General features: G+C 74.6%; 16 protein-coding genes. 10 read left to right on the forward strand and 6 right to left on the reverse strand.

Annotation, left to right across the window (positions count from 1 at the left end; genetic code table 11):
• Positions 1 to 49 precede the first annotated feature (49 nt).
• Both QWY29_RS10425 and QWY29_RS10430 read right to left on the reverse strand, forming a co-directional pair.
• Positions 50 to 1,216, reverse strand: coding sequence for an acyl-CoA dehydrogenase family protein (locus QWY29_RS10425; protein ID WP_300960677.1), 1,167 nt, complete (start codon positions 1,214 to 1,216; stop codon positions 50 to 52).
• A 13-nt stretch (positions 1,217 to 1,229) separates the two neighbouring features.
• The gene (locus QWY29_RS10430) at positions 1,230 to 2,084 is read right to left on the reverse strand and encodes an alpha/beta fold hydrolase (protein WP_300960678.1); all 855 of its coding nucleotides are present in this window, start codon (positions 2,082 to 2,084) and stop codon (positions 1,230 to 1,232) included.
• Positions 2,085 to 2,242: 158 nt separating this feature from the next.
• Between QWY29_RS10430 and QWY29_RS10435 the strand changes: the two genes are divergently transcribed.
• From QWY29_RS10435 to QWY29_RS10480, 10 genes are all read left to right on the forward strand, one after another.
• The gene (locus QWY29_RS10435; protein WP_300960679.1) at positions 2,243 to 3,223 is read left to right on the forward strand and encodes an isocitrate lyase/PEP mutase family protein; all 981 of its coding nucleotides are present in this window, start codon (positions 2,243 to 2,245) and stop codon (positions 3,221 to 3,223) included.
• The gene (locus QWY29_RS10440) at positions 3,220 to 4,629 is read left to right on the forward strand and encodes an FAD-dependent oxidoreductase (RefSeq protein WP_300960680.1); all 1,410 of its coding nucleotides are present in this window, start codon (positions 3,220 to 3,222) and stop codon (positions 4,627 to 4,629) included. Before QWY29_RS10435 ends, QWY29_RS10440 begins: the two co-directional genes overlap by 4 nt.
• Positions 4,626 to 5,372 carry an SDR family oxidoreductase gene (locus QWY29_RS10445; protein WP_300960681.1) on the forward strand — a complete coding sequence of 249 codons (747 nt, stop codon included), beginning with the start codon at positions 4,626 to 4,628 and terminating at the stop codon, positions 5,370 to 5,372. Before QWY29_RS10440 ends, QWY29_RS10445 begins: the two co-directional genes overlap by 4 nt.
• A gap of 68 nt (positions 5,373 to 5,440) precedes the next feature.
• Positions 5,441 to 6,037: a cysteine hydrolase family protein gene (locus QWY29_RS10450; protein ID WP_300960682.1), complete on the forward strand. Its 597-nt coding sequence runs from the start codon at positions 5,441 to 5,443 to the stop codon at positions 6,035 to 6,037.
• A complete protein-coding gene (locus QWY29_RS10455) occupies positions 6,034 to 7,497 on the forward strand; it encodes an FAD-dependent oxidoreductase (RefSeq protein WP_300960683.1) in 1,464 nt (487 codons plus the stop codon). The genes QWY29_RS10450 and QWY29_RS10455 overlap by 4 nt, the downstream gene beginning before the upstream one ends.
• Positions 7,494 to 8,297 (forward strand): aspartate/glutamate racemase family protein, encoded by an 804-nt coding sequence (locus tag QWY29_RS10460; RefSeq protein WP_300960685.1) that lies wholly within the window; start codon positions 7,494 to 7,496, stop codon positions 8,295 to 8,297. Before QWY29_RS10455 ends, QWY29_RS10460 begins: the two co-directional genes overlap by 4 nt.
• Positions 8,294 to 9,685 (forward strand): FAD-dependent oxidoreductase, encoded by a 1,392-nt coding sequence (locus tag QWY29_RS10465; protein ID WP_300960686.1) that lies wholly within the window; start codon positions 8,294 to 8,296, stop codon positions 9,683 to 9,685. Before QWY29_RS10460 ends, QWY29_RS10465 begins: the two co-directional genes overlap by 4 nt.
• A gap of 42 nt (positions 9,686 to 9,727) precedes the next feature.
• A complete protein-coding gene (locus QWY29_RS10470; protein ID WP_300960687.1) occupies positions 9,728 to 11,347 on the forward strand; it encodes an AMP-binding protein in 1,620 nt (539 codons plus the stop codon).
• Between the two features lie 277 nt (positions 11,348 to 11,624).
• Positions 11,625 to 13,310: an AMP-binding protein gene (locus QWY29_RS10475; protein WP_300960688.1), complete on the forward strand. Its 1,686-nt coding sequence runs from the start codon at positions 11,625 to 11,627 to the stop codon at positions 13,308 to 13,310.
• Entirely contained in the window at positions 13,307 to 14,134 is an 828-nt protein-coding gene (locus QWY29_RS10480) for a 2-keto-4-pentenoate hydratase (RefSeq protein WP_300960689.1), read from the forward strand. Before QWY29_RS10475 ends, QWY29_RS10480 begins: the two co-directional genes overlap by 4 nt.
• A gap of 105 nt (positions 14,135 to 14,239) precedes the next feature.
• Here the strand turns inward: QWY29_RS10480 and QWY29_RS10485 are convergent, their stop codons facing one another.
• The 4 genes from QWY29_RS10485 to QWY29_RS10500 all read right to left on the reverse strand — a co-directional run bounded on the left by QWY29_RS10485 (position 14,240) and on the right by QWY29_RS10500 (position 21,050).
• Complete coding sequence (locus QWY29_RS10485) at positions 14,240 to 17,746, reverse strand: ATP-binding protein (RefSeq protein WP_300960690.1); 3,507 nt, start codon at positions 17,744 to 17,746, stop codon at positions 14,240 to 14,242.
• Positions 17,743 to 18,468, reverse strand: a complete 726-nt coding sequence (locus QWY29_RS10490; RefSeq protein ID WP_300960691.1) for a DUF4194 domain-containing protein — start codon at positions 18,466 to 18,468, stop codon at positions 17,743 to 17,745. Before QWY29_RS10490 ends, QWY29_RS10485 begins: the two co-directional genes overlap by 4 nt.
• A complete protein-coding gene (locus QWY29_RS10495) occupies positions 18,465 to 19,976 on the reverse strand; it encodes a DUF3375 domain-containing protein (protein WP_300960692.1) in 1,512 nt (503 codons plus the stop codon). The genes QWY29_RS10490 and QWY29_RS10495 overlap by 4 nt, the downstream gene beginning before the upstream one ends.
• 105 nt (positions 19,977 to 20,081) lie before the next feature.
• Positions 20,082 to 21,050: an MsnO8 family LLM class oxidoreductase gene (locus QWY29_RS10500; RefSeq protein WP_300960693.1), complete on the reverse strand. Its 969-nt coding sequence runs from the start codon at positions 21,048 to 21,050 to the stop codon at positions 20,082 to 20,084.
• Positions 21,051 to 21,075: the final 25 nt, after the last annotated feature.

Below are 21,075 nucleotides of genomic sequence, written 5' to 3' on the forward strand. Positions count from 1 at the left end.
GGCGGAGCGGTCCGGCTCCGAGCTGCGGACGACGTGCCCGAGGGTGGTGTCACCACCCGAAGGGTTCTACCTCGAGCCCGAACAGGTCGTGGCCGTAGGCCTGGTACAGCGGGTGCGCGACGTTGCACATGTGGTTCATGCCGGCGTGCAGGTCGCGCCAGAAGCGCTGGAGCGGGTGGCTGCGCTGGAGCGCCCCGCCGCCGGCGTTCATGAAGAGCCGGTCGACTGCGTCGACGCTGCGCCGCACGGCGCGCACGCCGTTGCGGCGCACCGCGATGCGCTGCTCGCGGGTGATGCGCTCCCCCGCCTCGACCACGTCGACCAGCCGCTTCCAGTCGTCGAGGAACTGCACCCGGCCGGCGTGGATGTCGGCGGCGGCCTCGCCGAGCGCGACCAGCTGCACGGGGTCGGAGACCGCCGCCGGGCCGCGGCCGGTCACCCGGCCGCGGGTGTGCGCGACGAACGCGGCCAGCGCGCCCTCGGCCATCGCCAGCGTCGCGGCGTTGATGGCCGAGGGGAAGATCGTGCCGAACGGCACCTGGTAGGTCACCGCGTCGCGGCCGACGAGCGCGGCCTGGTGGCCGTCCTCGAAGTTGCCCGGGGTGTTCACCCGGTAGTCGGGCACGAACGCGTCGTGGACCGACACGTCCTTGCTGCCCGAGCCACGCAGGCCCATGACGTCCCAGGAGTCGTGGTGGATTTCGTAGTCGGCGCGCGGGAGCACGAAGTTCCACGGCGTCGGGTCGATGACCGTGCCCTCGTCGTCCACCAGCAGGCCGCCCAGGATGATCCAGTCGCAGTGGTCGGTGCCCGACGAGAACGGCCAGCGGCCGCTGAACCGGTAGCCGCCGTCGACCTTGCGGGCCCGGCCGATCGGGGCGTACGGCGAGGCGATCCACGTGTCCGGGTCCTCGCCCCACAGCTCCTCCTGGAGCCGCAGGTCCCACTGACCCAGCTGCCAGGGGTGCACGCCGACGACGCCGGCGACCCAGCCGGCCGAGCCGCACCGGGCGCCCACGGCGAGCACCGCCTCGAAGAAGTCGACCGGGTGCGCCTCGTGGCCGCCGTACTGCCGCGGCTGCAGCATCCGCATGACGCCGCTGTCGCGCAGCTGCTTGGCGGAGACGTCGCTCAGCCGGCCCAGCTCCTCGCTCTCCGCGGCGGTCGCGGCGAAGACCTCGCCGGCCTCCTCGACGCGGCTCAGCACCTCGTGCATGGTCGCGGTCCTCTCAGTGGTGGGTGACGAAGTCGGCGACGAGCCGGTTGAACTCGTCGGCGTGCTCGATCTGCGCCCAGTGGCCGCAGCGGTTGAGCAGGACCAGGCGCGAGTCGTCGATCATCGAGACCAGGCGCATCGAGTGCTCGAAGTGGACGACCCGGTCGTCGCGCCCGTGGATGAGCAGCGAGGGGGCCGTGATCGAGCGGACCTCGGCGGGCGTCGCGGGCTTCGAGACCGGGCCGCGGCCGGCGGCCATGCCCTTCAGGAAGTTCTCCAGGTGGTCGGGACGCGCGAGCGCGGAGTCCGAGCGCAGCTTGGCGAGCTCGTCGGTGGCGAACTCCGGGGAGAACGCCATGATGTCGACGAGCTTCTTCATCACCTCGGGGGTCGGGTTCCGGTAGCCCTCGAAGAGCACCTTGAGGCCCTCGCTGGGACCGTCGCCGGCGCCGAAGAGCGTCGGCAGGTCCAAGAAGCTGCCCGGGCCCATCGTGATCAGGTGCGAGACCCGCTCGGGGTGCCGTGCGGCGACGGCGAGCGCGATCATGCCGCCCATCGAGTTGCCGACCAGGGCGGCCTGCTCGATGCCGAGCTCGTCCATCAGCTCGATGACGGCCTCGGGGTGGTCGTACTCGTCGGAGGGCGCCGAGTCGGACCGGCCCCAGCCCGGGGCGTCCCACGCGATGGCGCGGAACCGCTCCGACAGCGGACCGATGTTGGGCCGGAAGTTGCTCCAGCCCGTGGCGCCCGCGCCGCTGCCGTGCAGCAGGATCACGGGGTGGCCCTCGCCGGCCTCGTTGTAGTGCAGCTTCCAAGAACGGGTCTGGGCGAAGCGGCTGGTGCCCTCGTCGGTGAGCTCGACGCTCATGTGGTGCCTCCTGCTCGGGGTGCGGTGGTCGTGCCGCGATCAAACCCCGGGGAGGCCCTGGGTCTCTGCCCCTGCGTGCCGCCTGACGGACCGTGCTCCGAGGTCTGCCGGCCCTCGCGGTGCCAGCCTGCTGGGACACCAGCCACGGAGGTCCTCGCTTGTCCGCCACCCCCGCCCCCGCCCGTCCGGCAGCCCCCGGCCCGTGGGCCCACGCCCTCACCGGCGTCGGCCGGATGCCGAGCGCCCACGAGCGCCGGCTCGCGCTCCGCGCCGCCCTCGAGGGCCCCGGCCCGCTCGTGCTCCCCGGGGTCACCGACGCCCTCGGCGCCCGGCTGGCCGAGCACGCCGGCTTCTCCGCGGTCTACGCCACCGGCGCCGGCATGGCCAACGCCCAGCACGGGGTCCCCGACCTCGGCCTGGTCTCCCTCGGCGAGGTCGTCGACCACGTCGGCCGGCTCACCGAGGCCACCGCGCTGCCGGTCGTCGTGGACGCCGACACCGGCTACGGCGGCCCGCTGTCGGCCATGCGCACCGTGCGTCTGCTCGAGCGCGCCGGCGCCGCCGCCCTGCAGCTGGAGGACCAGGAGATGCCCAAGCGCTGCGGCCACTTCGACGACCACCGGCTCGTCCCGACCGCGCACATGCAGGCCAAGATCAGCGCGGCGCTCGAGGCTCGCACCGACGACGCGCTCGTGCTGGTCGCCCGCACCGACGCCCGCAGCGCCGAGGGCATCGACGCCGCGATCGAGCGCGGGCACGCCTACGTCGAGGCCGGTGCCGACGTGCTCTTCGTCGAGGCGCCCCGCACCGTCGACGAGCTGGCCCGCGTCGGCAAGGAGCTGGCCGGCGTCCCGCTGGTCGTCAACGTCGTGGAGGGCGGCAAGACGCCGCAGCTGCCGCTCGAGGAGTACGCCGCGCTCGGCTTCGACGTCGCCCTCTTCGCCAACTACCTCATGCGCTCGATGCTGGCCGCCGGCCGCGACGCGCTCGCGCACCTGGCCGCCACCGGCGAGACCGCCACGCGGGCGGACCGGATGGCGACCTGGCAGGAGCGCCAGCAGCTCTTCCACCTGCCGGAGTTCGGCGCGGCCGAGGCCCACTACGACCGTCCCTGGCAGCAGACGGGGAGCCCGGCATGATCCCCGGGCTGCCCTACGAGACCGAGCTGCCCGACCGGGTCGGCGTGCTCGTGCTGGGCTCCGGGCTCGCCGGCTGCTCCGCGCTGCTGGCGGCCGCCGAGGCGGGCCAGTACGCCGTCATGATCGAGAAGACCGAGGAGATCGGCGGCTCGACCGTCCGCTCCGCCGGCCTGTCGGCGTACGCCGGCACCGACGAGCAGGTCGCGCAGGGCATCGCGGACTCCGCCGAGCTGCTGCGCAAGGACCTGCTCGAGACCGGCAAGCACCGCAACGACGAGGAGCTGGTCGACCTCTACTGCGAGCACCAGCTCGACACCTACCGCTGGCTCAAGGACCACGGGGTCCGCTACGGCGAGGTGCACGCCGCCTCCGGCCAGTCCGTCCCGCGGTCGCACCCCACCGACACCACCGCGATGCTGACGGTGCTGCTCAAGGCGGCCGGACGGCTCGGAGCGCGGCTGCTGCTCGACACCCCCGCGCGCCGCCTGCTGCGCGAGGACGGCCGGGTCGTCGGGGTCGAGGTCGAGGGACCCGACGGCCCTCACCGCATCGAGGCCGACGCGGTCGTCGTCGCCACCGGCGGCTTCTCCCAGAGCCCGTGGCTCCTCGCCCGGTTCGCCCCGCAGATGGAGCACGCGCTGCGCGCCGGCGGGCCGGGCTGCACCGGCGACGGGATGCTCCTGGCCTGGCAGCTCGGCGCCGGCGTCGTGGACACGCCGTACGTCAAGGGCACCTACGGCATCTACCCGCGCCCCCATCCCGACGAGGACGGCACCGGCATCCTCGCCGTCTACAAGGGCGCGATCGCCGTCAACCGCGAGGGCCGGCGGTTCGTCGACGAGTCGCTGCCCTACAAGGAGATCGGTGACGCTGCGCTCGCCCAGCCGGGGGTGACCACCTGGCAGGTCTTCGACGCGCAGGTCATGGCGGCGAGCAACGACGAGGTGCCGATCTACGAGTTCGCCGGCCGTGACCGCGCCGGGATGCTCCTGCGCGGGGACACCGTCGCGGAGCTCGAGGAAGCCGTCGGCCTGCCCGAGGGCTCCCTCGTCGCCACCGTCGAGGAGTACAACCGCCGCATCCGCGACGGCGAGCCCGACGACCTCGGCCGCCGCGCGCTCTCCAGCACCGTCGGTGACCTGCTGCCCCTGGATCAGCCACCGTTCTACGCCCACCCGTCCGGCACGGTCGTGCTCGCGACGTACTGCGGCCTGACCGTCGACACCCGCATGCGCGTCCTCGACGTGCTCGGCGAGCCGATCGAGCGGTTGTACGCCGCCGGCGAGGTGATCGGCGGGTTCCACGGCGCGGGCTACATGACCGGCTCCTCCATCGGCAAGGCCGGGATCTTCGGCCGGCTCGCCGGGCAGGGCGCCGCGGCCGAGGAGAGCGGGCTGACGTGGTGAGCACCGGACCCGCCCGCCGGGACCCCTTCGACCTCACCGGCGACGTGGCGCTCGTCGTCGGCGCCGCCGCCGGCGGGCTCGGTGAGCGCGCCGCCCGGGCGCTGGCCGCCCGCGGCGCCACGGTCGTCACCGCCGACCTCGACCCCACCGACGTGGACCACCGCGTCGACGTCACCGACGAGGCCTCGGTCGATGCCGTGGTCGAGCGCGTGCTCGCCGACCACGGCCGGCTCGACGTGCTCGTGAACGCCGCCGGGCTGATGCTGCGCAAGCCCTACGACGAGACCACGCCCGCGGAGTTCGAGCGGGTCGTCGCGGTCAACCTGACCGGCACCTGGTTGGTCGACCGGGCGGCCGGCCGCGTGATGGCGGCTGCCGGGCGGGGACGCATCGTCAACCTCACCACCGTCTACGCCGAGCGCGTCGGACCGGTGCCGGAGTCGGCGTACTACGCCTCCAAGGCCGGGGTCGTGAACGTGACCCGGGCCCTGGCCGCCGAGCTCGGCCCGCACGGGGTGAGCGTCAACTGCCTGGCCCCCGGCGTCTTCTACCCCACCAAGATGACCGCCCCGCTGGGCGCCGACCCCGAGCGGCTCGAGTGGTTCGCGCAGCGCACGATGCTCGGCCGCCTCGGCGACCCGGACGTGGACCTCGACGGCCCGCTGCTGCTGCTCGCCTCGCCGGCCGCGTCCTACGTCACCGGCCAGGTCGTCTACGTCGACGGCGGCTGGTCCGCCTGGTGACGAGCGCCCGACCGACCCTCCCGACATCCCCGCCCAGACCCATGCCGAAGACCCGGAAGAGGAACCCGATGACCCACCCCCGCAAGGCCCTGCTGCTGCTCGACTACCAGGTCGCGCTGTGCGAGGAGGGCCCGCACCTGCGGATGCCTCCGCTCGCCGCCCAGGTCGCCGAGCGCGACGTGCTCGCGACCGCCGAGAAGGTGCTCGGCTCCGCCCGGGACGCCGGCTGGCTCGTCGTCCACGTCCGGCTCGCCTTCGACCCCAGCTACGTGCTGCGGACCAACCGCCTGGCCCGCTTCGACGCCTACCCCGACCAGCGGGCGATGCTCGCGGACTCCCCCGAGGCGCAGATCGTCAAGGCGCTCGCGCCGCTGCCGGGCGAGCCGGTCGTCGACAAGGGCTGTGTCGACCCGTTCGTCGGCACACCGCTGCTCTCGGTGCTCGCGGCCGAGGGCGTCGGCGAGGTCGTGCTCGGCGGTGTCGCGACCAACCTCGTCGTCGAGTCCGCCGCCCGCCACGCCAGCGACGCCGGCCTGCAGGTGACGGTCGTCGAGGACATGTGCGCGTCGTTCCGGCCGGACTTCCACGAGTTCTCGGTGCAGAACATGCTGCCGCTCTTCGCCACCGTCACCTCCTCCGACGAGCTGCTGGCGGCGCTGGCATGAGCACCGTCGGGACCGTCCACGAGTACGACGTCGTGGTGGTCGGCGGCGGCGTGGCCGGCCTGTCCGCAGCGTGCTCGGCGGCCGAGCACGGCGCGCGGGTCGCGCTCGTCGACCGCGCGACCGAGGCCGAGTCCGGCGGCAACACCCGCTACACCGAGGCTTTCCTGCGGATGGCCTCTCTGGAGGAGACCGCCGACGGGCTCGAGGACACCCTCGTCGAGGACTTCATGGGCCACCCCGACCCGAGCGTGGTGAACGAGGCGGCGGTCGCCCCCGAGCGCCGGTCCGGCCTCTACCGGGCGCTCCACGTCGTCGACCCCGACTACGTCGCCGAGCTCGCGGCCCAGGCGCCCGGGACGCTGGCCTGGATGACCGGTCACGGCCTGCGCTTCGACCACCTCCCGACCCCGTTCCTCACCACCTCGACCTCGCGGATGGCGCCGGTCGGCGGCGGTCTGGCGATCGTGGAGACGATGGGCAAGGCCGCCCGCGGCCTCGGCGTCGCCTTCCACTTCGAGACCACCGCCCGCGACCTGCTCGTCGAGGACGAGGCCGTCGTCGGCGTGCGCGCTCGCACCCCCCAGGGACCGGTGGAGCTGCGCGGCCGGGTCGTGCTCGCCTCCGGCGGCTACCAGGGCAACGCCGAGCTGATGGCGCGCTACCACGGCGACCGCGCGCTGACCACGCGTCCGGTCGCCCGCGGCGGCGGCTACAACAAGGGCGAGGGCCTGGAGATGGCGCTGGCCGTGGGCGCCGCGACGGCCGGCAACTTCGCGCTCTTCCACGCCGAGCCCGTCGACCCCCGCTCGGGCGAGCCCGAGGCCGCGATCTTCTGCTTCCCGCACGGTGTGCTGGTCAACGCCGCCGGCGAGCGGTTCGTCGACGAGGCCCGGGGCCCGGTCGACGCGTGGTACGAGCGCACCACGCGCGACATCCAGGCCCAGGAGCGCGGCGTCGCCTGGGTGGTGCTGGACCAGCAGGGCCTCGCGGTCCCCAACCTGCGCGCCGGCATCCGCACCGACCAGCCGCCCGTGCGCGGGGCCACGGTCGCCGAGCTCGCCCGGCGCATCGGCGTCCCGGCCGACGCGCTCGAGCGCACGCTCGCGGCGTACAACGCCGCCTGCCCGGACCCCGCCGGCTTCGACCACCGGGCCCCCGACGGCCTGGCGACCACCGGGCTGGTGCCGCCGAAGTCGAACTGGGCGCGCCCCGTGGTCGAGGGGCCGTTCGAGGCCTACCCGGTCATGGCCGCCAACGTCTTCACCTTCGGCGGGCTCAAGACCACCCCCGCCGCCGAGGTGGTCGACCGCGACGGGCGCCCGGTGCCCGGCCTGTGGGCCGCCGGGGAGCTGACCGGCCTCTACTACTCGAACTACACCGGGTCGACCTCGGTGCTGCGCGGCGCGACCTTCGGCCGGATCGCGGGCCGGGAGGCGGCCCAGGAGGTGGTGCGGCGATGAGGATCTGGCACCAGAGCTTCACGGTGCTCGACGACGTGCCGCACTACCGCGACGCGCTCGCCCGGCACCTGTCCGCCCAGGCGGCCCCCGGGACCACCGTCGACCTGCACGGCATGCGGGCGGGCACCTACCCCTCGGCGTACCCCGGCACCCACATCGGGCACGCCTACCTCGCCGGGCTGCACAAGGAGCAGTTCGTCGACGCGGCGCTGCGCGCACAGGACGAGGGGTACGACGCGTTCCTCATCGCCACCATCCCCGACACCGCCTACGAGGAGGTACGGTCGCTGGTCGACATCCCGGTCGTCGCCCTCGGCCACACCTCGCTGCTCATGGCCGCCATGCTGGGCGACCGGGTCGGCATCGTGAACTTCATCGAGGCGCTGACCCCGCAGCTGCGCCGCAACATCGCGCACTACCGCCTCGAGGCGCTCGTCGGCCCGATCGTGCAGGTCGACCGCGGGTTCACCGACGTGATGGCGGCGTACGCCGACCCCAAGCCGCTCCTCGAGGCCTTCACCACCGCCGCACGCCGGGCGATCGCCGTCGGCGCCGACGTGGTGGTGCCGGGTGAGGGGCCGCTCAACGTGTTCCTCGCCGACCAGGGCGTGCACCGCGTCGACGACGTGCCCGTGCTGGACTCGCTCGGCACCTGCGTGCGGGTGGCCGAGCTGCGCGCCGCCCAGCACGCCGCGACCGGCCTGCACCCGTCCCGGCGCGGGTTCCACTCCTCCCAGCCGGCCCGCGAGGTCGTCGACGCCGCCCGCGCGTTCTACGGTCTGCCGCAGGTGCTCGGATGACCGGCAGCACCCTCACCTGGGACGTCGAGGTCGACGTAGCGGTGGCGGGCGGGGGCGCCTGCGGCGTGATGACCGCCCTGCGCGCCGCGCGCGACCCCGACCTCGTCGTCGCGGTCTTCGAGCGGTCGACGCGCGAGGGCTGCAACGGGGCGATCTCCAGCGGCAGCCTCGCCGCCGGCGGGACGCGCTTCCAGCGGGAGGCGGGCATCGAGGACTCCCCCGAGCGCCACGCCGCCGACATCCTCGCGGCCAGCGGCGACCACGAGTGGGCGCCGGTCGTGCACGCGCTCTGCGCGGTCGCACCCGGGCTCGTCGAGTGGGTCGCCGACGAGCTCGGCTACCCCGTCGAGATCGGCGCCGACATGCCCCGCGCGGGGATGTCCGTGCCGCGGCTGCACACCGACGTCGGTCGGCAGGGCGGAGCCCGGCTGATGGCCCACCTGGGCGCCGCGCTGGAGCGGCTGCCCAACGTCGCCCTCGTCGACGAGGCACCCGTGCTCGACCTAGTCGTCGAGGACGGCGCGGTCACCGGCCTGGTGGTGGAGCAGAACGGCGTGCGCCAGCGCGTCCGCGCCCGCTCCGTCGTGCTCGCCACCGACGGCTTCGCCGCCTCCCCCGAGCTGATGGCCCAGCACTGCGGCGACCTCGGCAGCCCGTTCTACGGCGGCGTCTCCACCGCCACCGGGTCGGCTGTCCCGTGGCTGGCCGGGCTCGGCGCGACCTTCCGCAACATGGGCGCCTGCCTGCGCAGCGGGCTGGTCGTCGTCGACCACGGCACCCGCGTGTCCCCGGCGCTGCCGTTCAACGGCGCGGTGCTCGTCGGCACCGACGGCCGCCGGTTCGTCGACGAGGAGGCCCACGGCTACTCCTCGATGGCGGGCGTCCTGCGCCGCCAGCCCGGAGAACGCGCCGCGATGGTGTGGGACGCCGAGACCATGGCGGCCACCCGCCACTCCGAGATGATGCGCGACTGCCTCGCCGCCGGCGCCGTGCAGGACCTTCCCGACCTGCCGGCCCTCGCCCGGGCGCTCGGGACCACCCTCGACGCGGCGGCCGCGGCCCTCGCGCCGCTCCCCGGCCGTCGGCCCCTCGTCGCGCCGTACCACCTCGCCTGGGTCACCCACGGCGTCCTCGCCACCCAGGGCGGCGTCGTCGTCGACACGACCGGCCGTGTGCTCGGCCCCGACGGCGAGCCGGTGCCGGGGCTCTACGCCGGTGGCGGCACCGCCTGCGGGCTCGCCGGCCCGTCCTCGGACGGCTACTCCTCCGGCAACGGCCTGCTCTCGGCGTTCGGCTTCGGCTGGATCATCGGCGACCACCTCGCGTCCGGCACCCGTGTCGGGTCCCAGGCGTCCGCAGAACGAGAACACGTTCCACCATCTGGGTGATACGGCTCACAACGAGCGAAATCCTGGCTAGCGTGGCCAGGCATGAAGTTCAACCTCGCCTCCGTCTTCGAGACCGTCGCCGATGCCGTCCCCGAGCGGGTCGCCCTCACCTACGAGGGCCGCCACCTGACGTACGCCGAGTTCGACCGGGAGGCGACCCAGGTCGGCCACCTGTTCGCGGCGAACGGGGTGGCCGCGGGCGACCACGTGGCGATCTTCCTGAAGAACTGCGTCGAGCACGTGACCGCGATGGTCGGCCTGCTGAAGGTCCGCGCGGTGCCGATCAACGTCAACTACCGCTACACGGCCGCGGAGCTGGAGTACCTCTTCACCAACTCCGACAGCGCCGCCGTGGTCGTCGAGGAGCCGGGCCACCAGCAGGTGCTCGCCTCGATCCTCGACCGGCTCCCCGCCGTCCGGACCGTGTACGTCGTCGGGCAGCCCGAGCCGACGCTCGTGTCCGCGGCGGACGAGCGCGGCGTGGCGGTCGTCGACTTCGCGGGCTGGCGCGACAAGCCGGCCGAGCGGGACTTCGCCGAGCGCACCGGGGACGAGCACTACATCCTCTACACGGGCGGCACCACGGGGTACCCGAAGGGCGTCGTCTGGACCCACGACGACCTGTTCCACAAGCCGCTCTCGGGCGGCAACCCCTACGGCGACCCGCACCCCGACCTCGCCGCGATCGCGACCGCCGCCCAGGCGATGCCGCCGATCTCGTTCCTCATCGCGGCCCCGCTGATGCACGGCGCGGCGTCGTACGCGATGTTCTTCTACTTCATCTTCGGCGGCCGCCTGGTGATGCTCCGCGACTTCGACCCGGCGCGGATCGTCGACGGCATCGCGCACGACGGCCTGCAGAGCCTGCTGATCGTCGGCGACGCGATGGGCCAGCCGCTGGCCGACGAGATGGAGCGCCGGCAGGACGAGGTGGACTACTCCGCGCTGTTCATGATCACCTCCGGCGGCGCGATCTGGTCCCAGGCCTGCCGCGACCGGTTCCGGGCGCTGGCGCCGAACGCGATGCAGCGCGACAACTTCGGCGCCTCGGAGTCCGGCAACGACGGCGAGATCACCCTCGACGAGCGGGGCAACCTGCGCGTGCCGGCCACCGACAAGATGCTCGTCGTCGACGACACGCTCGCCGAGGTGCCGGCCGGTCCGGAGCACGTCGGCCTGATCGCCCGCCTCGGCCCGGTCCCCCAGGGCTACTACAAGGACGAGGACAAGACCGCCCGCACCTTCCGCACGCTGCCCGACGGCCGCCGCTGCTCGGTGCTGGGCGACATGGGCTACCGCGACCACGACGGCTCGATCGTCTTCCTCGGCCGCGGCTCGCAGTGCATCAACACCGGCGGGGAGAAGGTCTACGTCGAGGAGGTCGAGAACGTCCTGCACGGCCACCCCGACATCGCCGACGTCCTCGTCGTCGCCGTCCCCGACGACCGGCTCGGGGAGCGGGTCGCCGCCGTCGTCTCCCCGCGCGAGGGCCGCACGCCGCAGCTCGAGGACGTGCAGCGCCACGCCCGCGAGTCGCTCGCCGGCTACAAGGTCCCCCGCGACCTCGTCGTCGTCGCCGAGGTCAAGCGCACCCCCGCCGGCAAGGCCGACTACCGCTGGGCCAAGGAGGTCGCGCGCGACCACGCGCCGACGCCGGCCTGAGTCGGGGTGGAAGAGACCGGTCCGCCGGCCACGGTCCCGCATCCTTGCGGGCCAGCAGCGGGAGCGGGTGTAGGGGTGGGCGCCGGCGTGCGTCGCCGTGGAACCCCACCGCAGCCGGCGGACAGGTCTCTGCCCCGAGCGTGCGCCCGGCACCGTCGACGGCGCATCCCCCACATCGGGTAAGTCGCCGACCCCGGCCGGTCGACGAGCCGCGCCCATCCACCATCCCGCCACGGGATCCCGACCCCGGCGGCCCCGACCACGAGGTGACCCCCGCATGACCGACGTCGACCGACCCGGGCCCCGGGCCGTCGCCGCCCAGCCGGGCAGCGAGCACGCGCCCACCTTCGCCCGGCTCGTGGCCGACCGGGCCGAGGACGACGCGACCGCGCTGTGGTTCGAGGAGCGCTCCTGGACCTGGCGCGAGGTCGTCGAGGAGGCGCGGCTGCGCGCCGGCCTGCTGGACGACCTGCGGAGCGACGGCCCCTGGCACGTCGGGCTGGCGATGGAGAACACCGCCGAGCACCTCTTCTGGTGGTGCGCCGCCGCGCTGGCCGGCGCGACCGTCGTCGGGATCAACCCGACCCGGCGCGGGCCCGAGCTGGAGCGGGACGTCACCTTCACCCGCTGCCAGGCGCTCGTCGTCGACGACAGCCGCCGCCCGCTGCTCGACGGGCTGGCCACCGGCGTCTCGCCGGAGCGCACCCTGCACGTCGACGACCCGATCCACGCCGACCGGCTCGCCGCAGCGGCGCCCCTCGACCTCGCGCGGGCCGACGACGTCGCGGCCGGCACGGCGTACTCCCTCGTCTTCACCTCGGGCACCACCTCCGCGCCGAAGGCGGTCATCTGCACCCAGGGCCGGCTGGCGCGGATCGCGGTGCAGCAGGTCGAGCGGCGGGCGTTGACGGGCGACGACGTGTTCTACGTGGTGATGCCGATGTTCCACTCCAACGCGATCATGGCCGGCATCGCGCCGGCGGTGCGCACGGGCGGGACGGTCGTGCTGCGGCGCCGGTTCTCCGCCTCGGCGTGGCTGCCGGACGTGCGCCGGCACGGGGTGACGTTCTTCAACTACGTCGGCAAGCCGCTGCACTACGTGCTGGCGACGCCCGAGCGGCCCGACGACGCCGACAACCCGCTGCGGATCGCCTTCGGCAACGAGGCGTCCGAGCGCGACATCGCGGAGTTCTCGCGGCGCTTCGGCTGCCAGGTGGTCGACTCGTTCGGCTCCAGCGAGGGCGAGATCCGGGTGATGCGGACCCCCGACACCCCGCCCGGCTCGCTCGGCCGCGCGCCCGAGGGGACCGTCGTGCTCGATCCCGAGACGCTCGAGGAGTGCCCACCCGCCCACTTCGACGACGCCGGCGTGCTCCTCAACGCCGACGAGGCGGTCGGCGAGATCGTCAACCGGACCGGCGCCGCGCTGTTCGAGGGCTACTGGGACAACCCCGAGGCCGACGCCCGCCGGCTGCGCCACGGCTGGGTGTGGTCCGGCGACCTGGCCTACCGCGACGCCGACGGCTTCTTCTACTTCGCCGGCCGCTCCGGCGACTGGCTGCGCGTGGACGGCGAGAACGTCGCGACCGCGCCGGTCGAGCGGCTGCTGGCCCGCTTCTCGGCGTTCTCGAACGTCGCCGTGCTCGCCGTGCCCGACGAGGCGGTCGGTGACGCGGTGCTGGCGGTCGCGGAGCTCGAGCCGGGTGTCGGCTTCGACGCCGACGCGTTCGCCGACTTCCTCGCCGCGCAGCCCGACCTCGGCACCACCTGGGTGCCGCGCTACCTGCGCCTGGTCGACGCGCTCCCCCGCACCGCCACCAGCAAGGTCGTCAAGCGCGCCATCGACCCCAGCGTCGACACCGACCTCGACCGCCTGCTGGTGCGTGTGGGCCGGTCGCTGTCGTACCGACCTGCGAGACCGGCTTCCGCTCCCCGGCCCCCGGACGACACGCTGACCCCGTGAGCGACCCCTACTCCCCCGACAACGTCGGCCGCACGGACGTCCCCGAGGCCGCGATCCGCGCGGCGGCCGACCGGCTGGTCGAGGCCACCCGCGAGGTGCGCCCGTGCGCGCCCGTCCGCGACCTCATCGGGCCGGACGACCTCGCGGCGGCGTACGCCGTCCAGTCCCACCTCGTCGCCGCCCGGCGCGACGCCGGCGCCCTCGTCGTCGGCCGCAAGATCGGGGCGACCTCGCTCGCGGTGCAGCAGCAGCTCGGCGTCGACCAGCCCGACTTCGGGTGGCTCTTCGACGACATGGACCTCAGCGGCGCCGACGAGGTGCCGATGGCGCGGCTGCTCCAGCCCAAGGCCGAGGCCGAGGTCGCCTTCGTGCTCGGCGCCGACCTCGACGAGGGTCCCCTCGACGCCGCCCAGGTGCGCGGCGCCGTCGACCACGCCGTCGCCGCGCTCGAGATCGTCGACAGCCGGATCGCCGGGTGGGACATCTCCTTCGGCGACACCGTCGCCGACAACGCCTCGAGCGGCCTCTACGTGCTCGGCACCGAGCGCCGCACCCTCGACGAGGTCGAGCCCGTCGACGTCACCATGCGGATGACCATCGACGGCGAGGAGGTCTCCACCGGCAACGGCGCCGCCTGCCTCGGCGACCCGCTCAACGCGCTGGCCTGGCTGGCCCGCGCCGCCCGGGCCTACGGCGAGCCGCTCCGCGCCGGCCAGGTCGTCCTCTCCGGCGCGCTCGGCCCCATGCGCGACGTCTCCCCCGGCGCCACCGTCGTCGCCGAGATCTCCGGCCTCGGCTCGGTCACCGCGCGGTTCTCGGGCTAGGCGTCGGAGCGGGCGGGCGGCGAGCCGGCGCGCCGCGGCAGGTTCAGCGGCTGGCCGATGAATCTCCCGGTTGGCCGCTGAAGTTTCATCGGCCCACCGACAGGTTCAGCGGCTGGCCGATGAATCTTCCCCCCGCCCGCCCGCGTCCCGGATCGGCGTGATCCACGCCTGGTGGGTGGCGCTGTTCTTGGTGATGGCGAGCAGCTCGTCCATGTGCGGCTCCAGGCCGGTGACCTTGTCGAGCGGGACGCCGACGACCAGCTGGAAGCCGAGCCCCTTCCACGCCTGCACGGCGCGGCCGGCGAACTCCGAGTCGGCCTTGACGAACCCCTCGTCGAGGAAGACCGGCGCGAAGCGCGGCCGCGACCGCAGCTCGTCGCCGAGGCGGAAGCGCAGCGCCGAGCCGACGATGAACGCCACCAGCTCCTGGGTCTCGCCGCCGCTCTTCTCCCCCAGCGTGCGGTAGGTCGCGCGCAGCTCGCCGGTCAGGTGGTCGTAGCGCTCGGCGCTGACCTCCACGTGGCGCCGCACGTCGAGCAGCCGGTCGCGGTCGGAGGTGACGACGCCGTGCGCGCCGGGGGCGGCGGGGCGCAGCTGGTCCATGAATCTGCTGAGCCGGGTGAACCGCTCCTCCAACGCCGCCTCGTCCAGCTCGCCGGTCGACCCGGCGGACAGCGCCCGGAGGTCCTTGAGGAAGACCTGGACGTGCGCGGGCGCGAGCCGCCGCAAGCGGATCCGCAGCCGGTCCCGCGTGGCGCCGAACTCCAGCCGTCGCAGGATCGCGTTGATCGGCTCGAGCCGGTCCTCGATCTCCTCGATCGAGGCGGCCATCGCACCGACCAGCGGCACCAGGTCCTGCCCGCTCCACTCGGTGAGCCGGCGCCGCCACTCCGAGCGCCGCTCGGCCAGGCCGGTGCCGCGCACCTGCTCGAGGATCGCGGCGTAGTCGGCGTACGACGCGGCGCTCGTGCCGAGGTTCGGCGACTCCCAGCGCGCCTGGTAGAGCCGGAAGATGCCGGCCAGCTCCTCGGCCACCCGCCGGGTCTCGTCCTCCGCGTCGGCGACGGCCGCGCGCAGCCCCTCGGCGAGCCGGTGGGAGGACTCGGGGAAGCGGGCCAGGTCCTCGGGGTCGGCGGGCGCCGCCGCGGCCGCGAGCTCGTCGGCGAGTGCGGCCTCCTGCTCCGCGGTCAGCTCGACGTCGCCGGCGCGCTCGACCGCCTCGAGACGGTCCTTGACCGCGTCCTCGTCGTCGACCAGCGCGCCGTGGGCCTCGCTGAGCTCCCGCGCCCGCTGCTCGAGCGCGAACCGCTCGCGCCGGGTCGCCTCCAGCCGCGCCGCGAGCTCCTCGACCTGAGCCTGCAGCACCTGCAGCTTGTCGTCAGCGCTCAGCACGTCCTGGCGGCGCTGCTCGAGCTCGGCGGTGCGCCGCTCGCTCGCGGAGACGTCGAGGTCGTCGAAGCGGGCGGTCGCGACGGCGTCGTACGCCGTGCGGCGCTGCTCGAGCACGGCCGCGCGGTGGTCGAGGGTCGCCACCTCGGCGTCGAGCGCCTGCAGCTGCTCCTCCACCGACGCCAGCTCGGCGTCGATCTCGGCGATCGCCTCGGCGTTGGAGAAGCCGATGATGCTGCGCACGTCGGTCCGCCCATGGGTGCCGCGGCGGCCGTTGCGGGTCTGGCCGGCCGGCGTCACGCGGAAGCCGTCGCCGGCGAGCCCTGCGGCGTCCTCGACGCAGAGCGCGTTGCGCGAGGGGTGGGCGACGTGGGCCTGCACCCAGCCGGAGAACGGCGAGTCCTGGTGCAGCAGCTTGCCGGCGACCCGCTCGGGGTCGGCCGGGCCGAGGTCGGGCAGCCCGAGCTCGACGCCCTCGAAGGTCAGCCGCCCGCGCAGCCGCAACCCGTCGATCGCGGCGGAGAAGTGGTCGAGCCGGTCCAGCGGCACCAGCATCAGCCGGGCGCTGCCGGCGAGGACGGTCTCCACCGCGGTGCGCCACCGGGACTCCTCGGGCGCGACGTCGACGAGCTCGGCGACGTACGGCAGGTCCTCGGGCGACAGCCCGCTGGCGCGCGCCACCTCGGCGCGCATCTCGTGCATCCCGGCCGGCACGCGACCGGCTCGGCTCTCCAGCGAGGCGCGCTCGCGGCGCAGCTCGCCCTGCCGCTGCTGCAGCGGGTAGCGCCGGTCGCGGGTGCCGTCGCGGTCGCGCCGGATCGTCTCCAGCGCCGAGCGGCAGCCGGCCAGCCACTGCCGGGCGTGCTGCTGGAGCACCGCGAACGCCTCGGCCGACATGAGCGCGCCGTCGAGGTCGAGCGCGGCGGCGGAGTCCTCGTCGGTCGCGCCGTCGGTGAGGTCGACCAGCGGCAGCAGCCGCTCCCGGAGGGCGGTGCGCCGCGCGAGGCGGTCCTCGCGGACCACCTCCTCCTGCTGGAGCGCGAGCCCCAGCGACTGCACGGTCGAGCCGCCGGCGGCGCGGTGCTCCTCCTTGGCGGCCTCGAGGTCACCGAGCAGGGTCTGCTCGGCCGAGACCGCGGAGGCGAGGGCGTCGGCGGTGGTGGCGCGGGCGTCCCGGTTGTCTGCGACGGCCGCCTCGATGAGCCGCAGGTGGGTGCGCAGCAGCCACAGCCGCAGCGGGGTGTCGCCGGGCAGCGTCACGCCGTAGGCGTCGAGCGCGGCGAGGCGGGCGGCCGCGGCGGCGCCGCGCTCGTGCAGGTCGGTGATCGGCTCGAGGAGGGCGAGCTTCTCCTCCTCGGTGCGCATCGCCGCGTAGGCCCGCTCCAGGTCGTCGAAGTGCTCGACGGCGCGGTCGGCGGCGGCGTACGTCGAGGGCCGCTCGAGCACCATCTCCTTGTAGAGCTCGTCGACGCTGCGGACCTGGTTGCCGGCCTGGATGCGCGCCAGCAGCCGCAGCGCCTTGGCGCCGTCGCCGTTCGCGCCGATGCCGAGGCGGGCGTGCAGGACCGCGGCGTACTCCGCGTAGGTGCGGTGGACGCGGATGCCCGGGAAGAGCTTCTTGAGCGTGGTGGCGTGGAACCGCTCGCCGACCGCGACCTCGAGCGTCCCCATCGGCAGCGCGCCCTCGTGGGTGGCCAGCTGCATCTGCACGTCGGCCGAGCGGGTCGCGCGGCGCGGCACGTAGTAGGTGCGCAGCGCGGTGAACCGGCCGCCCTGGTCGTTGACGAACGTCATCGCGACCGCGCCCCAGGTGTCGACGCCCTGCCCGCGCAGCAGCCGCTCGACGGGCTTGCCGGTGCGGGGGTCGTCGACGACGTCGACGGCGCCGCGGAGGTACGACAGCAGGTTGCGCTGCCCGACGCCGCGCGCCCGGCCGGCGACCGCGTCGTTGGACGCGCCGTTGAACTTCGTGTCCGACGGCATCATCAGCGCCGTGTAGGCGTCGAGCACGGTGCTCTTCCCGACGCCCGAGGCGCCGGAGATCATCGTCGCGTCGCCGCGCAGCGGGATCGTCGTCAGGCCGCCGAAGCCGCCCCAGTTGACCAGCTGCATCAGCGCCGCGCGCCACTGCATGCCGTCGTCGGAGGGCAGCGAGACGACCTGCCGGTCGAAGAGCCCCGCGGAGTGCTCGTCCTCGAGGTGCTCGGCCTCTCCGACGCTCATGCCTGCTCCCCCGTCTGCTGGTCCGTCTCGTCCTCGAACAATCCGTCACCCAGCCCCGCGTCGAGCGGCTCGTCGGCCTCGTCCTCGGCCTGCGGCTCGGCGTTGGCGCGGCGCAGCGAGTCCAGCAGCTCGTGCAGCAGCTCCAGCGGCAGCAGCGGCTCGACGGCCTCGCTGACCTCGAAGCGGTCCTCGTGCTCGCCGGCGATCAGCAGCCCCGCCTTGACCAGGCCAGCCACCGCGTTGCGGGCGCGCTTCTCGTCGCCCGACTCGTCGGTGGCGTGCGGGGGCCGGAAGCCCGCGACGTGCTCGAGCAGGTCCTCGCGGTCGACGAAGACCCGCGCCTCGCCCGCGGCCGCGCCGGCGCGCAGGCGGTTGCGGAGGTGCACCAGCACGATCGTCTCCTCGCGCGACCACGCGGCGTCGTACAGCAGCGTCGGGAAGCGCCCGCCGGTCTCGGGCGAGGCCTGCCGCTTCCAGGCGACCTCGCGGTCCCGGTCGATGGCGAGGTCGAGGAAGAGGTCGTTGAGCCGCGAGCGCAGCACCCGCTCGTGCTCGACGAGCACCTGCCAGTCCCGCGGGTGCGTGCGCGCGCTGACGAACCGCTGCTTGAGCAGGGTCACCAGCGCCTGGCGCTGCGCCTGCTCCAGCCCGCCCTCGTCGCCCTCCCAGAGCGAGACCGAGGCCGGCTCCAGCTCGGCTTCGGTCAGGGTGTCCTGGCTCATCCGTGGTCCTCGGTCTCGGTCGTGCGGGTGCGGTCGGGGTCGGGCAGCGGGGTGCGCGGCACGGCGAGCGTGCGGGTGCTGCCGTCGGGACGGACGGCGTCGAAGTCCTCGGTGCCGACGGGCTCGCCGTCCTCGCTGCGCCAGCCGCGGTCGGCGGCCAGGTGCAGCAGGCCGAAGACCTCGACCGGGCGGCGCAGGTCGACGTCGAGGCCGGCGAAGAGCTCGCCGAGGGTCGCCGGCGGCAGCAGCGAGGTCAGCGCGGCGTCGACCCGGGCGCGCAGCTCCTCGATCCGCGGACCCCCCTGGGCGACCAGGTCGGCCAGCGAGACCGCCGGCGCGTCGTCGGGGTCGGCGACCTCGATGGGGTCGGGCAGCACGTCGTCGGCGGGGTCGTGGAACCGCTCGCGGAGGTGGCCGACGTCGGCGCGCGCGGGCAGGAGGGGTACGTCGTGCGTGGCACGCGGGCCGGTGGTCGCCATCCAGGTGACCAGCTCCGACTCGACCTGCCGCAGCACCTGCTCCAGCTCGCGGTCGCGGGCCGCGTCGCGGGAGACGATGTAGTCCTTGAGCGTCGCCGTGACCCGCGAGCGCTGCACCAGCACGCGGTCCAGGCCGTCGCGGACCAGCCGCACCGTGCCGCGCAGCTCGGCCCGCTCGGCGTCGCTGACCAGCCCGTCGGAGAGCGGGTGCTCCAGCAGCGCGGTGAGGTCCTCGCGCAGCTGGGTCACCAGGCCGTCGTCGCGCAGCAGCGCGAAGGCCCCCTCGAAGGCGCGGCCCTCCTGGGTCGCGGTCATCAGCGCGTCGGCGCGGGCGAGGTAGTCGTCGATGACCTGGCCGGCGGGGCGGTCCTCGGCGCGGAACGCCGCGAGGATCTCGCCGCGGATCGTGGCGAACCGCTCCTCCACCCGCGCGAAGTCGCTGGGCAGCGCCGAGACCAGCGACAGCAGCTCGGTGAACCCCTCGAGCATGTAGTCCTCGGTCGCGCCCTCGAGGTCACCGCCGTCGACGAGCCGGTCGCGCTCGGCCTGCAGCCGCGCGATCTCGGTGTTGAGGATGCCGACGCGGGCCGACCGGTCGGGGTTGGCCTCGGCGTTGAACCGGCGGACCGTGCCGAGGATCGTCGCGATCCGGTGCTCGCTGAGGGTGGCGCGGTCGCGCGCGAGGTTCTTGACCAGCTCCAGCGCCTGCTGGGCGTGGGAGGTCAGCGTGTAGACCTCGCGGCCCTCGTCGTCCAACGAGCGCACCAGCCACTGCCCGCGCATCCACCGCTGGCAGACCTCCCGGCCCGACCCCGTCGGCAGGTCGGTCTCCCCCGCGGCGCGCGCCTGCGCGAGGTGCTCCTCGACCTGGGTGTGCAGCCGCGCGGTCGGGATCGGCACGTTGTTGCGGCCGAACGCCTCGCGGAAGATCGTGATGACCACCGGCGCCTGCCGCTGGTGCAGCAGCGTCAGGGTCGGCTGCGCGAAGGCGCGCCGGACGCCCGCGAGCTCCCCCGCGATCCCGCTCATGCTGATCCCCCTCGATGCCTGGCAGCCGCCGATCATCCCAGGGCGGGCGGCCCCGGCCGAAACCGGCCGGGCCGTGGTCGCCGTCAGCCCGAGGTCAGCCCGAGGTCAGCCCAGCAGCGCGGCGACCTCGGCGTCGGAGGCCGCGAGCGCGTCCCGGTCGTGGGTCGAGCCGCTGACCAGCAGCTCGTCGGCGCCGGTGCGCTCCACGAGCTCGTCGAGCCGGCGGCGTACCGTCGCCGCGGTGCCGGCCACGACCGCGTCGAGCCCGCGCTCGACGCGGCGGGTGTCCTGGGCGTCCCAGTCCTGCGCGCGGATGTCGGCGACCCGCTCCAGCGGGCCGAAGACGCCGGTGCGCCGGGAGCGGACCATCGCCCACACCTCCGGCAGCGCGAGGTCGCGCGCCTCGGCGTCGGTGTCGGCGACGAGCACGTCGAGGGAGACCGTGAGGTGCGGGGTGCTGCCGCGGTGGGGCACGAAGCCACGGCGGTACGCCGCCAGCCGCTCGCCGGCGTCGGGCTCGGTGAGCACCGGTCCGCCGACCACCACCGGCAGGCCGAGCCGCGCGGCCACCTCGAGCCCGCGGCCGGTCGCGAGCACCGAGACCGGCACCGGTCCGACGCCGTCGGGGCGGACGGTCACCTCGCCCGTGCCCTCGAGCAGGGCGCGCAGCTCGGCGACGTCCTCGGCGAACGTGTCCGGCTCCTCGGCCCCGCGACGCAGCGCCCGCCGCACCGGCGCGGTGAACCCGACCGAGCGGCCCACGCCGAGGTCGACGCGGCCGGGGTGCAGCCCGGCGAGCATGCGGAACTGCTCGGCCACCACGAACGGCTGGTGGTTGGGCAGCATCACCCCGCCCGACCCGATCCGGATCGTCGAGGTGGCGGCGCCGACGGCGGCCAGCAGCACCGCCGGGGCGCCGGAGGCGACGCCGGGCACGCCGTGGTGCTCGGCGACCCAGAACCGCTCGTAGCCCAGCCGCTCGGCACCCACCGCGCGCTCGACCGTGTGCCCGAGCGCGGCGCCCTCGGCCGAGCCGGTGCGCGTGCGGGAGCGGTCGAGCAGGGAGAACCTCATGCCCGGTCCAACGCTCCCGACGGGA

The sequence above is a fragment of the Nocardioides abyssi genome (assembly GCF_030412915.1).
Lineage (GTDB): Bacteria > Actinomycetota > Actinomycetes > Propionibacteriales > Nocardioidaceae > Nocardioides > Nocardioides abyssi.

Coding starts and splice junctions, on each gene's coding strand:
- QWY29_RS10460 (WP_300960685.1), top strand. CDS start 7,494: ATGAGGATCTGGCACCAGAGCTTCACGGTGCTCGACGACGTGCCGCAC.
- QWY29_RS10430 (WP_300960678.1), bottom strand. CDS start 2,084: ATGAGCGTCGAGCTCACCGACGAGGGCACCAGCCGCTTCGCCCAGACC.
- QWY29_RS10465 (WP_300960686.1), top strand. CDS start 8,294: ATGACCGGCAGCACCCTCACCTGGGACGTCGAGGTCGACGTAGCGGTG.
- QWY29_RS10475 (WP_300960688.1), top strand. CDS start 11,625: ATGACCGACGTCGACCGACCCGGGCCCCGGGCCGTCGCCGCCCAGCCG.
- QWY29_RS10490 (WP_300960691.1), bottom strand. CDS start 18,468: ATGAGCCAGGACACCCTGACCGAAGCCGAGCTGGAGCCGGCCTCGGTC.
- QWY29_RS10450 (WP_300960682.1), top strand. CDS start 5,441: ATGACCCACCCCCGCAAGGCCCTGCTGCTGCTCGACTACCAGGTCGCG.
- QWY29_RS10485 (WP_300960690.1), bottom strand. CDS start 17,746: ATGAGCGTCGGAGAGGCCGAGCACCTCGAGGACGAGCACTCCGCGGGG.
- QWY29_RS10500 (WP_300960693.1), bottom strand. CDS start 21,050: ATGAGGTTCTCCCTGCTCGACCGCTCCCGCACGCGCACCGGCTCGGCC.
- QWY29_RS10425 (WP_300960677.1), bottom strand. CDS start 1,216: ATGCACGAGGTGCTGAGCCGCGTCGAGGAGGCCGGCGAGGTCTTCGCC.
- QWY29_RS10470 (WP_300960687.1), top strand. CDS start 9,728: ATGAAGTTCAACCTCGCCTCCGTCTTCGAGACCGTCGCCGATGCCGTC.
- QWY29_RS10440 (WP_300960680.1), top strand. CDS start 3,220: ATGATCCCCGGGCTGCCCTACGAGACCGAGCTGCCCGACCGGGTCGGC.
- QWY29_RS10495 (WP_300960692.1), bottom strand. CDS start 19,976: ATGAGCGGGATCGCGGGGGAGCTCGCGGGCGTCCGGCGCGCCTTCGCG.
- QWY29_RS10455 (WP_300960683.1), top strand. CDS start 6,034: ATGAGCACCGTCGGGACCGTCCACGAGTACGACGTCGTGGTGGTCGGC.